Raw genomic sequence first — 16161 nt, forward strand, 5'->3', positions numbered from 1 at the left:
ATGGGGCGCAGTCTTGATGCGCTGCTACGGAATTGTCAAGCCTGACCGAGATGACATTCGGCGATGGGCTAAGCCAAGGTTGAGTGCCGCCTTACCTCAGTCGAACCCCTGAAAGCGGAAGTCATCACCACCCTCAGCCTTGGCTCGATACAGCAGACGATCCGCCTGGCTGTACCAGACCGACCAGCCGGTATCCGGATCACAGACCACCGCGCCCACGCTGATCGTCAGCGTGGTGGCGTGCAGGGGCTCAGGCAAAGCCAGCAGGCGGACGCTGTCGACCAGGCCGCGGGCGCGCAGCTCCACTTCCTCCGGGCGGTCGACACGCAGCAGCAGAGCGAACTCATCGCCGCCCAAGCGCGCAGGCACATCGAACTCGCCAGCGATGCGCCGCAGCTGGCCGGCGACCGCCTCAAGCACGCGGTCGCCGGTGATGTGGCCGAAGCTGTCGTTGATGGCTTTGAAGTCATCCAGGTCGACCAGCAGCAGTCCCAGTGCACCCGGCCGCGGCAGATGTTCGATGTCGTCGAGATGGGCGTACAGACCGCGCCGATTGCGCAGACCCGTGAGCTCATCGGTCTGCACCAGGGTCTCGGCGTTGTTGAGACGGGTACGGGTCTGCCTGAGCGAGTCGAGCGTCAGCAGCAGCTCTTCGTTGCGACGCTTCAGGTTGAGGATCAGCTGCTGCTCGCTGGACACGAGGTAGGCGAAGCTGCGGCGCATGAAGCGGGCAATGCTGGCGGGCTCGTGTTCGAGCAGCGCATCGAAGTCGCCGTTCGACACCGCAACGAGCAGACAGGGCCCAACCGCCACCGCGCTGGCGAGGCGCGCGTGATTGCCGATGAAGAAGGCCAGCTCACCGAAATACTCGCCGGCGCCGATGCGCTTGTCGCGCATCCCGTCACCGAACTCCAGCGCCACCTCGCCCTCGACCACCACGAACATCGTGCGACCCAGCTCGCCGCGGCGGAAGATCAACTCGCCGGCCGCCACCACGCGGCGCTCGCCAACCCGCTCGAACAGAGCGAGCTCCGAGTACGACAAACGGCGCGCATCGCGACCGGCTTCATCGTCAATGGCAGGCAGCTCGGTTTCGGCGGGTCGCGGATTCATCGGCGGGGCATCTCGCTCTCGAAGGCCCGTCGCGGGGCTCGCCGAGTGTAGCAGCCGGGCCGGAGCAGGCCCCTGCGCCGCTGGTCATGGGCTTGACGGAAGCGGGACGATCCGGGGACACCGGCCTCGGCAGCGCGAGCGCTCGCCGGTCTCGCCAAGACCCGCCGCCGCTTTCGACGCCGCGGTCGAAGCGCTGAGGGCAAGGCTGAGGAAGTCGGCGCTGCCGCGCGCCCCGGGCGGCGCGCTCGCGGATCAGGCACGCAAGTGTCCTAGCCGGCGTAAGCGAGTCCGGACCTGCGCTGGACCGCCGACTTGAAAAACTCCCCGGAAGGGAGATTTTCAACACGCTGTTAAAGAAAGCTGAATTCGAATGCGATGGCCTGGTTGCCCGGGTCGACCACCTCCAGTTCAACCAGCACCGATTCGCCGGGGGCGAGCACTGCGCGCTCCGGGGGTTGCCCCAGATAGTCCACAGCGCCGAAACGCCGCAGTGCGACCAGACGACCGTCAAGGTCGGACATGCTGATCTCGAGCACGGGCCAAGCCTGCGGCCACACCGCATCGTTGCGGAAGCTGGCGCTGATCAGGAGGGCGTCCGACACCGAAGGGTGGGGACTGACGTCGCGACTCAAGAGGCTGATGCGCGCAGGCTCCGCATACGCAGGAATGTCGCAGGCGAGCGCCGCACACAAGCGCTGCAACCACGGTCGCAGCGTTGGATCCTGCGCAAGCTCGGCGCGCTGGGCGAGCACGATCTGCCCGCTGAGCAGCACGCCCAGCAGGGCGGTCGCGGCCCACCAGCGGCCGCTCTTGGCCGCCGCGGCGCGACGCCGCCGCAGTGCGAACTGCGGCGCCGCCGAACTCGCCGGCACGCTGTCCGAGGCGCGCGCGCGGGGGTCGACCATGGCTTCGGGCAGCACGCGCGGCGCCTGCGCCAGGCTGCCGCGGCTGTAGCCGACGGCCGCTTGCGCCGGGCTATCCGCCAGACGTTCGAGCCCGTTGAACTGTTTCTCGCAGACGCCACAGACCAGCTCACCGCGCGCCAGGGCGATCTGGGCGGCGTTGAGCGCGTGTACCGTCAGGCAGTGCGGGCATTGGGTGTACATGCGGGGAATCGGGAATCGGGAATCGGGAATCGAGAATCGGACGCGAGGCTAGCGCAAACGGAGCTCGCCGGGGCTCAGCGTTCCGCCAGATCGCGCAGCGCGGCCGGGATGTCGACCGTGCGCTGCACGCAGCGCAGCCGCGGATGGGCAGGATCGACCGCGTGCTCGGCTTCCAGCGCCCAGGTCACCGCATAGGGCACATGCACGCCCGCGCCGCCGAGCGCGAGCACCGGCTCGATGTCCGAGCGCAGCGAGTTGCCGACCATCGCGAATCGCGCCGGCAGCACCTTGCACTCGGCGAGTACGCGGGCATAGGTCTGAGTGTCCTTTTCGGACACGATTTCGATGCGCGGGAACAGCTCGGCAAGACCGGACTGGCGGATCTTGGCCTCCTGGTGGAACAGGTCGCCCTTGGTGATCAGCACCAGCGGCGCGAGTCGGGCGGCCGCTTCTACGGCCGCGCGCACGTCAGGCAGGAGTTCAATCGGGTGGGTCAGGATGCCTTTGCCGAGGTCCACCAGCCGATGGACGTCAGCCGCGCTGATGCGCTCCTGGGTCAGGGCAATGGCGGTCTCGATCATCGACAGGCACATGCCCTTGGCGCCATAGCCGAACAGCTTGATGTTGCGGCGCTCGGTGTCGAGCATGCGCTGATGCAGGCCGGCATCGGCGAGATCCACGTACTGGCCGACGATACGCTCGAACTCGGCGTGGGCCTGCTGGAAGTGGATTTCGCTGTGCCACAGCGTGTCGTCGGCGTCGAACCCTACAAGTTCGAGGGATGTGGCAAGACTCAAGGGGGCCTCCGTGAATCAATAGGGTGCGCCTTGGCGCACCGTGTTGCGGCGGCGCTTGCCGCGTGTTGTTTGTCGGCTCTTGCGTCGAATGCCTGGAGCGAAGAGCAAGAGCTTTCGGTCCGTCCTGCGGCCGGCCCGAGTCACTTGCTCTTGCGTGCCCAAGAGAAAGTAACCAAAGAGAAGGGCACCCCTCGTCCGCGCCCTCTGCGCATCCTTGCGCAGAGGGTTCGCGTGAGTCGGTCGGGGTTTTCGTACAGGCCATCCCTGGCCTGTCGAAAACCTTGCCCGCATCCATGCGGGCAACCCTGCGGGCGATTCGACCGCCTCCCGCCGCTCCCCAGGGGCCCCAGGAAGAGCGCGGGCTCCTGCCCGCAAGAGCAGTAGCGAGAAGCCAGAGCCAGAGCCGAATCCTCTTCGCATGACTCCATGCGAAGCGCCCCCCGCTTCTAACGTTTCCCGATTCCCGATTCCCGGCCCTCAAAGCCCCTTCGCCGCCGCCACGATTTTCTCCACCGTGAACCCGAAGTGCTTGAACAGCTGATCCGCCGGTGCCGAGGCGCCAAAGCTGTCGATGCCGATGACCGCGCCGTCGAGGCCCACGTACTTGCGCCAGAAGTCGGACACGCCCGCCTCGATAGCGATGCGCTTACGGCACCACGAGGGCAGCACGCCTTCGCGCCACGCCGGCGGCTGGGCGTCGAACACATTGCTGCAGGGCATGCTGACCACGCGCACCCGGGTGCCTTCGGCTTCCAGCGCACGGGCGGCCTGCATGGCGAGTTCAACCTCGCTGCCGCTGGCGATCAGGATCAGGTCGAAGCGCGCTTCCGGCGGGTCGGTCAGCACGTAGCCGCCGCGGGCGATATCGGCGACCTGCCCGGCCGTGCGCTGCTGGTGCTGCAGGTTCTGGCGGCTGAAGATCAGGCAGCTCGGGCCATCGGCGCGGGTAATCGCGGCCTTCCAGCTGACCGCGCTCTCAACCGCATCGCAGGGCCGCCACACGTGGTTGTTGGGGATGTAGCGGAGGCTGGCCAAGTGCTCGACCGGCTGGTGCGTGGGGCCGTCCTCGCCCAGGCCAATTGAGTCGTGGGTGAACACGTGGAGGGTCCGCGTCGGGATCAGCGCCGACATGCGCAGGGCATTGCGCGCGTAGTCGCTGAACACCAGGAAGGTGGCGTCGTAGGGCAGGAAGCCGCCGTGCAGGGCGAGGCCATTGGCGATCGCGCTCATGCCGAACTCGCGCACGCCGTAGTACACGTAATTGGCGTTCGGATCTTCGGCGTTGACGTCCTTCGAACCCTTCCAGAGCGTCAGATTGGAGCCGGCGAGATCGGCTGAGCCGCCGATCAGCTCGGGCAGCAGCGGGCCGAAGGCTTCGAGCGCCATCTGCGAGGCCTTGCGTGAGGCCACGGTCGGGCCGTCGGCCTGGAGCTTGGCGATGTAGGCATCGGCCGCCGCCACGAAGTCGGCCGGCAGCTCGCCGCGCATGCGACGCTCGAACTCGGCCGCCAGCTCGGGATTCGCCTGCGCATAGGCCTGGAACATCGCGTTCCACTGTGCCTCCGCACCTGCGAGATCGCGCGCGCGCCAGCCGGCGTAGATCTCCTGCGGGATCTCGAAGGGCGCATACGGCCAGTTCAGCGCCGCGCGAGCGCCGGCGATTTCGTCCTTGCCCAGCGGCGCGCCGTGGCAGGCCTCCTTGCCGGCCTTGGTCGGTGCGCCGAAGCCGATGGTGGTGAGGCAGCAGATCAGGGTGGGCCGATCGGTCTCGGCCCGAGCGGTGCGGATGGCCTGGGCGATCTCTTCGGGGTCGTGGCCGTCGACGCGGCGGATCACCTGCCAGCCGTAGGCCTCGAAGCGCGCCGGCGTGTCGTCGGTGAACCAGCCGTGCACTTCGCCGTCGATCGAGATCCCGTTGTCGTCCCAGAAGGCGATCAGCTTGCCGAGCTTCATGGTGCCGGCCAGCGAGCACGCTTCGTGGCTGATGCCCTCCATCAGGCAGCCGTCACCGAGAAACACATACGTGTGATGGTCGACCAGGCCATAGCCGGGCCGATTGAAGCGCCGCGCCAGCACTTTCTCAGCCAGCGCCATACCGACCGCATTCGCCAGACCCTGGCCCAAGGGGCCGGTGGTGGTTTCCACGCCCGGGGTGTGGAAGGCCTCAGGGTGGCCCGGGGTCTTGGAGTGCAGCTGGCGGAAGCGCTTCAGCTCGTCGATCGGCAGGTCGTAGCCGGAGAGATGCAGCAGCGAGTACAGCAGCATCGAGCCGTGGCCGTTGGAGACCACGAAGCGGTCGCGGTTGGCCCAGCCCGGGTTGCCGGGGCTGTGCTTCAGGACATCGTTCCACAGCACTTCGGCGATGTCGGCCATGCCCATCGGCATGCCCGGGTGGCCGCTCTTGGCCGCCTCGACGGCGTCGGCGGAAAGGAAGCGGATAGCGTTGGCGAGTTCGCGACGGCTGGGCATCGGGCGGTCCAAGGGCGACAGGGCGGTAATCCGCGCATTGTCGCCGAGGGTCGGGAGGGGGGCAAACGCGAATCCGCGCGCGATGCGAACTCAGTGGCCCGCCAGCCAATGGGCGAGCGGGCCGGGGCGGCCGAAATGCCAGCCCTGCGCAAAGTCGCAGCCCAGCTGTGCCAGCGTCTCTGCGACCTGCGGGGTCTCAACGCCCTCCGCCACCACCTCCATCTGCAGGCGGTGCGCCAGCTGGATCATCGAGTGCACCAGTCCCTGCTCCCTGCCTCCGTCGAGCCGTTCAAGGAAGCGGCGGTCTACCTTGAGCAGGCTGAGTTCCAGATACTGCAGATAGCCAAACGAGGAATAGCCCTGGCCGAAGTCGTCCAGCGCCACGCCAACTCCGAGTGCGCGCAGACGCGAGAGCTGGCGCGCGTTGCGCTGGGGTTCCTCCAGCAGCGCAGTCTCGGTGATCTCGATCAGCAGGGCCGAGGGCGGGAGCCCCCAGATATCGAGCGCGGAGGCGATCTGTTCAACGAGTGCGCTGTCCTCGAAAGCCCGAGCCGACAGGTTCAGGGCACAGTGCAGCTGGCTGTCTGCGGCGTGCAAAGAGCGGAACTCGCGCAGCGCCGCCTGCAGGCTCCAGCGCGTCAATTCGTGCACAAGCCCAGCTTCCTCGGCCTGCACCACGAACAGGCCGGGCGAAACGGGCTCCGCAGTGACCGGATGACGCCAGCGCGCCAGCGCTTCATAGCCGACGCGACGACCGTCGCGGAGCCGGACGATCGGCTGGAACTCCATCTGCAGCGCGTTGATGCGCAGGTCCTGGGCGAGTTCGGTGTACAGCAGCGGCGCCGGCGCGGCGGCGGCTTCGGCAATGCCTCCCGCGGTCCCGCGCGCACTCTCCACGGCCGCGCTGGCCGCACGCTGCAGCCGTTCTGCGTCCGCTCCATGCTGCGGCGCCAAGGCCAGCCCGATCTCAGGCTGCAGACGCAAGCAGAGTTCGCCTGACTGCAGCGGCTCCGCCAGCGCGCGCTGCAGTGCCTGCGCGGCGAGTCGCGCGTGGCCGACACCCAGCAGGCCTGGCAGCACGATCAGCAGATCGGCCTCGCCCAGCCGCAGCACTCTGTCCTGCAGACGCAGGACTCGCCGCACGCGCTCGAGCGCGCGCTCGCCCATCTCCAGCAGCAGCGTTTCACCCAGGCGGGCGCGCAAGCTTCGATGCCGGCGCAGATGAAGATGCAGCAGTGCCAGGGGCTGGGCGTCGGGAGCACCCAGCGCGGCATCGATGAAGGCTCGAAGGGCAGGCCAGTCCGGGCTCAGTTCAGGCATGCAGGCTGTCCGCTCGTCACGGCCGAAGCTCGACGGCTTCATCGCCCAGGAACAGCTGGGCGAGATCGATGCCGTAGGCGCCCGGCCGCAGCCCCCTCAAGATGGTGCGTCGACCGCCGTCCGGCGATTCATCGAGCCACAGATCAATCTGTGGAAAGGCAGGGTCGAGCCGCTTGTCGGCAAAGGTCAGCACGGTCACTCGCGGGAACAGCCGCCGCGCCGCGTTCTGCTGGGTGACGACCGCGACCTCACCGCTGGACAGTTCGATCAGCGTACCGGTGGGATACACGCCCAGCGCCTGGCCGAACTGCTCGACCAGCTCGGCCTGGAACAGACGATCGCGCTCTCGATAGAGGAACTGCGTTGCGTCGTGGCGTGAGACCGCTTTCTGGTGCGGGCGGTCGGTGCACATGGCATCGAAGGTATCGACCAGGCCGAGCATGCGGGCGAACAGCGGAATCTCGACGCCGGAGAGCCCCAGCGGATACCCGCTGCCGTCGTGGCGCTCATGGTGGGCGGCGATCCACTGGCCTTGGGCCTCACTCACCCCCTCCCGCCCCTGCAGTGCCTGAAGCCCCAGCGCGACATGCGCCTGCACTCGACGGTGCTCGGCAGACGACAGCAGCAGGCCGTGGTTGCACAGGCCGTCCGGCAGCAGTGGCATGCCGATGTCCATCAGCAGCGCAGCACCTGCCAGCTCGATCAGGAGGTCCACCGGCAGCCCGATCTGTCTGCCCAGGGCGGTGACGTAGGCCGAGGTGTTCAGCGCATGCCCGTAGGCGTAGGGGTCGCGGTGGCGCAGGGCCACCAGCCAGAAGAATGCGTCCGGACTGCGCAGCACGCTCGCAACCACCGGCTGCACCGCCTCGCTGAGCTGCTCCAGCCCCAGCGGCCGGCCGGCGCGCAGATCCTCCTGCAGACCGCGCGCCAAGCCCAGCGCCAAGGCATGCGCGGCGCGGGCGCGCGGGAGCTCCTGCTCGACCTGGAGCGGTTCGGGGTAGTGGCGCAACTCGGGCATGCGCTCGCCCGGCGGCGCCCGAAAGCCAAGCGTCAGCAGGCGGTTGCGACCCTCGGGCAATACGCTGCGGCGGAAGTCGACCACCGCTTCTTCGGTGTAGGGCCGCAGCGAATCGACGTCCGCCTGCGAGGTGATCTGCAGGCCCTGCAGCGGAAACGGGGTTTCCGCCCAGGGGCGGTCGATGCGACAGACGAACATGCCGGGCTGGAGGGCGACCAGGGGCAGGCTGCGCTCTTCAAGCGCCATCGAAGGAAGCCATAGAACGAATCACGCGCCTCAACAGATCTTGCCGTCGTGGCCCGATCCTACGACGGAATCCTGAGGTCCTCGAAGTGTGGAAAGTGGGTGGGCCAAGTCACCGTCGATTACACAACGCTGGACGAGGCGTGAACAAAGCCTTAAAAAGTGCGGGGCGCCGCACGGATTGCTTGCCACAGCAGGCAGGAGTCAAGCGGTAGCCGCCTGCTGCACGATCCCACGCAACCGATTGATTACACGCAAGGATTTCCCTATGAAGCTCAAGAACGAGCTCTCGCTCAGAATCAGGCAGGCACTCGTGCTCGGCCTGGCGGGTTCCACCACGCTGGCGGCGCCGACCTTCGCACAGAACGCCGACGAGGAGCAGGCCAAGACCCTCGACTCCGTCGTCGTGACCGGTAGCCGCATCCGCCGGGTTGACGCCGAGACCGCGAGCCCGGTGTTCACCATCGATCGCCAGGCGATTGACCGCACGGGCTCAGCCACCATTGGCGATTTCCTGCAGGACATCCCGGCGATCTCCGGCGCCGCCACGAACCCGTCCGTGAACAACGGCGGTGGCGACGGTTCGGCCACGGTCTCGCTGCGCGGCCTGGGCGACTCGCGCACGCTGACCCTTCTGAACGGCCGCCGCATGGTCTATGCGGACATCAACTCGATTCCGATGGCGGCCATTGAGCGCGTCGAAATCCTGAAGGACGGCGCTTCGGCGGTGTACGGCACGGACGCGATCGGCGGCGTGGTCAACTTCATCCTCAAGCGCGATTTTGACGGCAGCGAGCTGTCGATCGGCTACGGCGAGTCCTCGCGGAGCGACGCCCAGCGCACCACCGCCAACTTCACCTATGGCTGGTCGGGTGAGCGCGGAAACATCCTGTTCAACCTCAACTACAACGACCAGCAGGAAGTGCTCGCGGCCGACCGCGACTACTCCCGCGACGCCCTGACCCTGTACTCCGGCACCGTCACCGTGGGCGGCTCCAGCCGCACCACCACCGGTCGCTACAGCGTGCCGCGCACGTCCGCAGCAGCCAACGGCATCAACTGCCCGGGCACTGGCGCCAACGTCGCGCTGACCCGCCGCTCCGACCGCCCGGGTTCCGCCTGGTCCGACTTCCGCTGCTTCGACAACGCGACGGACCTGTTCAACTACCAGGCCGTGGGCAATCTGCAGCTGACTCCGCAGGAGCGCGCCGGCGTGTTCATCGCCAGCCGTTTCAACCTGACCGAAAGCGCCACTCTCTACTCCGACATCTACACCCAGAACACGCGCGCTTACGGCCAGATCGCGCCGCTGCCGTTCGACGCGCGCCCGGGTCAGGACGAAGTGACGATTTCCCCGCAGAGCGTGTTCTGGCCCTTCACTGGCCTGACCACGGGCCTGTCCGGCAATGACCTCCGCCTGCGCCTGTCGGCGATCGGCAACCGCCGCTTCTCGTTCCAGACCGATGTCAAACAGATCACCACCGGCGTGGAAGGCCTGATCGGCGACGGCCGCTGGGGTTACGACGTCGGCTTCACCTACGGCAAGCTTGAACAGGAAGGCCTGTCCACCGGCTATCTGTTCACGCCCGCCCTCGCCTCCGCGCTGGGACCGTCCTTCCGCGATTCCTCGGGGACGCTGCGCTGCGGCACGCCGGACAACATCGTTCCGAACTGCACGCCAGTCAACTTCTTCGGCCCGCTGACCAGCGCCTCCGACCAGGCCGCACTGGCGCGGATTTCCTCGCCCGCGCGCAACACCACCGACGCCGATCTGAAGAACTTCTACGGCACTGTCAGCGGCGATCTGTTCGAGCTGCCGGCGGGCCCGGTATCGACCGCCTTTGGTGTTGAGTACAGAGAAGAAGCCTTTGCCTTCGTGCCTGACTTCCTGGCCGTTGTCGACACCACCAACTACACCTGCCTGATCTCGTCAGAGGCCTGCACGACCTCCGCCATCGGCAGCTTCGACGTCAGCGAGCTGTACGGCGAAGCCCTGGTGCCACTGCTGTCCGACGCTCCGTTTGCTGAATCGCTGAGCGCCACCTTCGGCTTCCGCTGGTCCGACTACTCCACCTTCGGCAGCACCAGCAACTGGAAGCTTGGCCTTGAGTGGCGTCCGATGGGCGACGTTCTGGTACGCGGCACGGTGGCGGAGGTGTTCCGTGCGCCAACCATCGGCGATCTGTTCCAGGGTGACTCTGCGTCCTCTGACAGCTTCTCCGACCCCTGCAACGGCTGGCGCGGTGCGCCTGCGGGCAGCCCGCAGCGACTGGCGTGTCAGAACGTCGCGACCGACGGCAGCTTCAATCAGACCGACACCCAGCTCTCTGCCATCAAGGGTGGCAATGCAGCTCTGCAGCCTGAGCAGGGCAAGGTGTTTACCTACGGTGTTGTGTACGACCCCAGCTGGCTGAGCGGCGCTTCGCTGTCGGTCGACCTCTGGCGCGTGTATCTGAACGACACCATTGGCACCGTCGGCACCCAGACCATCCTGAACAACTGCTTCAACAATGGTTCGTTCTGCGACCTGTTCTCGCGCAACTCCCAGGGCGAGATCCTGCGTCTGTTCGATCGCAACGCCAATGTGGGTCGTACGGACACCAAGGGCGTCGACGTGGGCCTGAAGTACCGCCTCGACGACACCGGCATCGGCGACTTCCGCTTCTCGCTGGACACGACCTACACCTCGCAGTTCGACGTGCAGACGATCGTGCTGGGTCAAGTGGTGGCGCGCTCCTTTCTGGCGGGCACGTTCCTGTCCTCGGCCAACGGCGGCCTCGGCAACTACAGCCGCGTACGCTCGCTGGGCAGCATCGCTTGGAGCCTTGGCAACTTCGATGCGCAGTGGACGGGCCGTTACGTCAGCGGCTTCTCGGTCGGATCCATCTTCCCGAACACCCGTACCAATACGTGCGCGGATCTCGGCTTGGCGCTGGCACCGGGCGGCACTCCGGGATGCTTCTTCGAGCGCGGCAGCCAGACCTACCACAACTTCGTGTTCGGCTACAACATGGAGCCTTGGGGTACGAAGTTCCAGCTGGGCGTCGACAATGCTTTCGACAAGCAGCCGCCGATCATCTTCCAGAACAACTCGCTTAACGGCAACACGGATGAGCGCACGTTCGACACGATCGGCCGCTACTACTGGATGACGGCGACCGTGAGCTTCTGATCTACCAACTCGGCTGCGTACCAGCCAGGCCGCGCGGGCAACCGCGCGGCCTTTTCTTTGGCCTGGTCAGCAACAGCAGCGGCAACGGCCGCAGAACGCGATGTCCTGCACGCACTCAGTCGAGCCGATAGCCGAAGCGCTCGACCCACGGCCCCAGCACGTCCAGGACCTCACCCTCGAACCACGGGCGCCACTGCTGCCAGCGGCCGACCGCTCGACGGTTCACCGGCTGCACGACCTGCGTGTAGCTGGGCGTGCTGATCACGCCGCGCTGCTTGGCGCGCTCGGTGAACGCGAGCAGCTCGTCTGTCCAGGGGAGCCCGAGGAATGCGAACAAGCGCTTGGACTCGGCCTCGACATCCGCCACCAGGGATTCGTAGCGCAGCACGTGCGTCGGCAGCGCAAGCTGGTCGCGGAACCCGTAGTAGGTGCGAAACACGCGGTCGTACATGCGGGCCGTGCTTGCGAGCGTCGCGAACGTCACGGCGAAAGCGGGCGCTCGAAAGTTCTGCATGAAGCAGGACAAGACCACGTCGCAGGGATGGCGCAGGGCGAGCACGACCTGGAGATCCGGGAACAAGGCTGCAGCGAGCGGTAAGCGGATGAGGTACAGCGGGTTCTTGTCGACCGGTCGGCGCGCGCCGAGGTCGGGGCGCTGCCTATCGACATCAGCGAAGTAGCTGCGCCGGAATTCGGCGCGCTCTGGCGCCCCGAGTCTCGCAAGCGCTTGCGGATAGCCTCCCTGCTCGCGATTGAGCCGGGTCACCAGACGCTGCAGAAAGGGCTGCTCGTCGAAGGAGGCGAGATCGGAGTGCGCATCCAGCAGCTGTTCAAGAAGCGTGGTGCCCGAACGCGGAAAGCCAACAACGAACAGCGGATCACGGCGACCGTCTTCTGCGCCCTCGCGCGCGCCAACCGCGAAATCCGGCACCGGCTTGTCGAGAGCGGCGAGCAAGCCGTCTTCGCGTGAGAGATTCGGATGCGCTGCAGTGACGGCCGCCTCGCGCTCGGCGTGGCCGCGTTCGAAGGTCTGCATCGCGGCCTCGGTGTCACCGAGGCTGGCGCAGACCTTGCCAAGCTCGAATCGCAGATGCGTGCGCAGGGCCGGATCACGCGGCGGGTCGGCAAGCACTGACTCGAACAGCGCGCGCGCTTGCGCGAGGTCTCCGCGCCGGGTCGCGAGGCGCGCATCCAGCTGCTGAAGCGCGCTCGCAACCTCAGGCCGAGCGCAGGCACGGTTCGCATCCACCCGGCTGCGGGTCTCAGCCGCCTGATCGAGGCGATTGGCGCGCTCATGGCAGGTGGCGAGTCCAATAAGCGCACTGGGCTCGCCGGGATCTTCTTTCAGAACCGCCGAAAACGCGCGTTCGGCATCCGCGTAGTGCGCGAGGTTCAGTTGGATCTCTGCGGCCTCCACCCTGAGCCCCAAGGGCAGACGCGAATCTCTGAGCTGGGCCAGGACGTCGGCAGCCGCCTCGGTCTCATCCAAGGCGTACAGGACGCGCGCGCGCAGCAGCAGAAATTCGGGGTCCAGAGGGGTTTGCTGCAGCGCGCGTTCGATGCAGACGCGCGCCTGCAGCGGCCGACCGTACGCGAGTTCGGCGCGGGCCAGCGCGAAGAACAGCGCGGCGCTGCGATCTCCGCGCTGAAACGCCTGCTGCAATGGCACGAGAGCCTCCTGTTCGCGCTCGAGCTCACACAGACAGTTGCCGAGGTTCGACCAGTGCTCCGGGACCTCAGGCTGTACCCGCACGAGCTGCTCGAACACGGGCAGGGCTTCGCTGGCGCGTCGTTGCGCACTCAAGGCAAGCGCCAGAACCAGGGTCCAGCCAGGGTCCGGGACAGGCACGAGCGCGCGTCGCGCGACCGCTTCCGCTTGTTCCGGAAGCCCGCTGGCGATGAGTTCAAGCGCCGCATCGGCCGCGGGGGAAAGCGCTAGGGTCAAGGTTCTTCCTTTGCTAAATTGCCCGGAGCGGCAACACGCCGAATCGTACTGGAAGCCTTCGCCGATGGCCGCCGACTCCGCCCCCCGCATCCTGCCGACGTCGACGTCCTCGCGGGACGCACTCTCCCGCTGCGTCCAGGTCTTCGATGACGCACTGCCGGCCGCGTTCTGCTCACAGATGGTCGAGTCGTTCGCGATGCTCTCGCGCTTTCAGGTCGAGAACGGGCGCAATCGGCAGAGTTGGCTGGGCGAGAGTGCCTGGACCGAGCTCGATGTGGGGCCGCTCTCGGACGCCGCCTTCCGGTCGCTGCTGCTCGACAACATCGCCCGCCACCTGCAGCGCTACAACGCGATGCTTGGCTTCACCTTGCCGGTGCCCTTCACCACGCGCACCAGCGAGCTGATCATCAAGCGCTATCGCCCCGGTGGCGAGGAGCGCTTCCAGCCGCATTTCGACTCGCTTGGTGCAGTGAGCAACCGCTATCTCGTCTGCCTGTGGTATCTCAACGATGTCGCTGAGGGCGGCGAGACTGCGTTCGTCGATCTCGACCTTGAGGTCAAGCCGCGCGCGGGACGCCTGCTGATGTTCCCGCCCTATTGGATGTACCAGCACGAAGGTCGCCCGCCGCTGTCGGGTGACAAGTACATCCTGTCCACCTACCTGCTTTTCTAGATCGAGACAAGATGCCCCCTGCGCCTTTCTCCGCAGGCAGCGACCCTTCCGCTGCACTGAACGCACGTCTGCTCGCCGAACTGGCGCGCGAGATTTACGCCCTGTCTGGCGATCTTCGGGCCTTTGGGCCGGACGCGCAGGGCGCAGTGGAAACCCCGGAAGCGAGACTCGCGGCCTTGCTGGCTGAAGTGCGCAGCATGCGCAGCGCACTGGCGGCGGCGCGTCCGGCATGGCTGAGCCGGCAGCGCGACGCCGTGGGCGTGTCGGCAGAGACCCGCGAATTGAAGCTGCACATCGGCTGCGGCGGTCATGCGCTGCCAGGATGGATCAATCTGGATGTCCATCCCGCGCCGTTCTGCTGGAACGTGCTGTGGGGCTTGCCCTTCGCCGACGGCGCAGCAAGCCATGTCTTCGTTTCGCACTTGCTTGAGCATCTGTTCTTCCCGGGCGAGGCGCTCGCCTTTCTTCGCGAACTGAAACGCACGCTGGGCCCCGGTGGACGGCTGCGCTTGATCGTGCCCGATGTCGCCGCGCTCATCGATGCCTACGTGCGCGAAGACCGCGCTTTCTTTGCCGCACGCGGCGCGCACTGGCCGGGCGCGCGCGGCGACGGCCCCTTGCTCGCGCAGTTTCTGAACTACGCGGGCGCCGGTCCCGAGCCGGGCTATTTCTTCGAGGCGCACAAGTTCGGCTACGACTTTGAAACCCTTCGCGACCTGCTTGAGCGCGCCGGATTCAGCTCGGTCACCCGCAGCGCCTATATGCAAAGCGAGGATCCCGACCTGCGCGTGGATGAGGCCAGCGCAGTCGCCGGGGCCGGACATGCCGGTGCCAAGTACTCACTGTTCGTGGAGGCGCGCGTGGCGGGTTCGAGCGCCCAGGCCACGCGCGGAACGACCGACTCCGAACACGGCGATCTGGTGCAGGCCGCGCGCGCCGAAATGCAGGCGAAACGCCCGCGGGAGGCCGCTGCACTCCTGCAGGAGGCCCGCAGGCTGGCACCCGGCAACGCCCACCTTGCGCGCAGTCACGGCGTCGCACTGCTGGCGGCAGGCGATGAGGACGCAGCCGAACAGGCGCTGCGTGAGGCCCTGCGCCTCGATCCCGACCTGCCCGCAACGCACCTGCACTTGGGACGGCTGCTGGAGCGACGAGGACGCGCCTGGGACGCGGTGAGCGCTTACTTCCGCGCGATCACGAAAGCGCAGTCGCGCGAGCTGTGGTTGAACGAGGCCACGACTCCGACCTGGCTGCAGGCGGATGTGCTGCACGCCATGCAGCAGGTCCGCGAGCAGCGCGTTCCCCTGCTGATGGCGCTTCTGGAACCGCTCGAAGCCGAGCACGGAACAAAGGCGATGCTGCGCGTGCGTGCAGCGCTGTCCAACTACCTCGGCGTCGAACCACACCCGCCTGCGGATCCACGCCAAGCCCCACGCTTCCTGCATGTCCCAGGGCTGCAAGCGCGGCCTTGGCTCGACAACACGCACGGCGAGCTGAGCAGCCGTCTGCAAGCGCACTTTCCATGCGCCCGCGAAGAGGCGCTTGACCTGCTTGAATCCCGCCTGGGACTGCAGCCCTTTCTGGAGGGGGCGGAGACGGTCGACCTCAGCCCCTATCTGGGAGGTGCCCAAGCCCGCTGGGACGCCCTGTTCTTCTATCGTCACGGTCTGGCGGTGCCAGCGGGCGCAGCCGCAGCACCCGGGACGTCCGCGTTCCTGAAAGATCTGCCCCTGGTCCGAATCCCCGGCCATGCCCCCGAGATTTGCTTTTCCGTGCTCGCGCCTGGCACGCACATCAAGCCGCATCACGGCGTGACCAATGCGCGGGTCGTGGTTCATCTGGGCCTGGTGATTCCCGACGGATGCCGCTTGACCGTAGGCGGCGAAACGAGGCCATGGCGAGAAGGCGAGACCTGGGTCTTTGACGACACTTTCCTGCACGAGGCCATCAACGAAAGCGACGCGCCGCGAGTCATCCTGCTCATGGACGCATGGCACCCGGAGCTCGATGCCGCCGAACGCCAGGCGCTTACGTCGATCATTGAAGGCATCGGCGAGTTCCACCGGGGGCCCGGCGCCTGATGAGGCTCCTGCGGCGCTCGATGAATTCGCGCAGCCGCCGCGGGAACCCAGCACCGAGAGCCTTGCATTACGCGGATATCTGCGGGAATGCTGCAGTGGCCGGGGCAACACGGATGACGTTCATCCTGTCCCTGACAAGCGGTCGCAGGTTCCGCGCAGGTCCCGACACGGTATCGCCTGGCCAAGCGCAGGGCTTGCCCATGCGACGAGAGTCGTTCCAAAAC

10 protein-coding genes are annotated in these 16161 nt (G+C 67.0%); 3 read left to right on the forward strand and 7 right to left on the reverse strand.

Annotation, left to right across the window (positions count from 1 at the left end; translation table 11 throughout):
• Positions 1-96: 96 nt before the first annotated feature.
• The 6 genes from H4O13_12985 to H4O13_13010 form a co-directional block, all read right to left on the reverse strand.
• Positions 97-1113, reverse strand: a complete 1017-nt coding sequence (locus H4O13_12985; GenBank protein MBE5316301.1) for a GGDEF domain-containing protein — start codon at positions 1111-1113, stop codon at positions 97-99.
• 350 nt (positions 1114-1463) lie between these two features.
• A complete protein-coding gene (locus tag H4O13_12990) occupies positions 1464-2219 on the reverse strand; it encodes a DUF3426 domain-containing protein (GenBank protein MBE5316302.1) in 756 nt (251 codons plus the stop codon).
• Positions 2220-2293: 74 nt separating this feature from the next.
• Positions 2294-3016 carry an HAD family hydrolase gene (locus tag H4O13_12995; GenBank protein ID MBE5316303.1) on the reverse strand — a complete coding sequence of 241 codons (723 nt, stop codon included), beginning with the start codon at positions 3014-3016 and terminating at the stop codon, positions 2294-2296.
• Positions 3017-3493: 477 nt separating this feature from the next.
• Complete coding sequence (gene tkt, locus H4O13_13000; GenBank protein ID MBE5316304.1) at positions 3494-5485, reverse strand: transketolase; 1992 nt, start codon at positions 5483-5485, stop codon at positions 3494-3496.
• A 90-nt stretch (positions 5486-5575) separates the two neighbouring features.
• The gene (locus H4O13_13005; protein MBE5316305.1) at positions 5576-6805 is read right to left on the reverse strand and encodes an EAL domain-containing protein; all 1230 of its coding nucleotides are present in this window, start codon (positions 6803-6805) and stop codon (positions 5576-5578) included.
• 16 nt (positions 6806-6821) lie between these two features.
• Entirely contained in the window at positions 6822-8069 is a 1248-nt protein-coding gene (locus tag H4O13_13010) for a DUF3391 domain-containing protein (protein ID MBE5316306.1), read from the reverse strand.
• 265 nt (positions 8070-8334) lie between these two features.
• On the opposite strand from H4O13_13010, the gene H4O13_13015 reads away from it, so the two are divergent.
• Positions 8335-11238 (forward strand): TonB-dependent receptor, encoded by a 2904-nt coding sequence (locus tag H4O13_13015; GenBank protein MBE5316307.1) that lies wholly within the window; start codon positions 8335-8337, stop codon positions 11236-11238.
• A gap of 115 nt (positions 11239-11353) precedes the next feature.
• On the opposite strand, the gene H4O13_13020 is transcribed toward H4O13_13015, so the two are convergent.
• Positions 11354-13042, reverse strand: a complete 1689-nt coding sequence (locus H4O13_13020) for a sulfotransferase (GenBank protein MBE5316308.1) — start codon at positions 13040-13042, stop codon at positions 11354-11356.
• A 205-nt stretch (positions 13043-13247) separates the two neighbouring features.
• Here H4O13_13020 and H4O13_13025 point away from each other — a divergent pair, with 205 nt between their 5' ends.
• On the forward strand, positions 13248-13856 hold the full coding sequence (locus H4O13_13025) for a 2OG-Fe(II) oxygenase (protein MBE5316309.1): 609 nt from the start codon (positions 13248-13250) through the stop codon (positions 13854-13856).
• Between the two features lie 11 nt (positions 13857-13867).
• Complete coding sequence (locus H4O13_13030) at positions 13868-15937, forward strand: aspartyl/asparaginyl beta-hydroxylase domain-containing protein (protein ID MBE5316310.1); 2070 nt, start codon at positions 13868-13870, stop codon at positions 15935-15937.
• Positions 15938-16161: the final 224 nt, after the last annotated feature.

It is taken from the genome of Lysobacterales bacterium (genome assembly GCA_014946745.1).
GTDB lineage: Bacteria > Pseudomonadota > Gammaproteobacteria > Xanthomonadales > Xanthomonadaceae > Aquimonas.

What these genes read in the sequence shown, in the direction of transcription:
- H4O13_12985 (MBE5316301.1), bottom strand. Translation starts at nt 1,113, where the DNA reads ATGAATCCGCGACCCGCCGAAACCGAGCTGCCTGCCATTGACGATGAA.
- H4O13_12990 (MBE5316302.1), bottom strand. Translation starts at nt 2,219, where the DNA reads ATGTACACCCAATGCCCGCACTGCCTGACGGTACACGCGCTCAACGCC.
- tkt (MBE5316304.1), bottom strand. Translation starts at nt 5,485, where the DNA reads ATGCCCAGCCGTCGCGAACTCGCCAACGCTATCCGCTTCCTTTCCGCC.
- H4O13_13005 (MBE5316305.1), bottom strand. Translation starts at nt 6,805, where the DNA reads ATGCCTGAACTGAGCCCGGACTGGCCTGCCCTTCGAGCCTTCATCGAT.
- H4O13_13010 (MBE5316306.1), bottom strand. Translation starts at nt 8,069, where the DNA reads ATGGCGCTTGAAGAGCGCAGCCTGCCCCTGGTCGCCCTCCAGCCCGGC.
- H4O13_13015 (MBE5316307.1), top strand. Translation starts at nt 8,335, where the DNA reads ATGAAGCTCAAGAACGAGCTCTCGCTCAGAATCAGGCAGGCACTCGTG.
- H4O13_13025 (MBE5316309.1), top strand. Translation starts at nt 13,248, where the DNA reads ATGGCCGCCGACTCCGCCCCCCGCATCCTGCCGACGTCGACGTCCTCG.
- H4O13_13030 (MBE5316310.1), top strand. Translation starts at nt 13,868, where the DNA reads ATGCCCCCTGCGCCTTTCTCCGCAGGCAGCGACCCTTCCGCTGCACTG.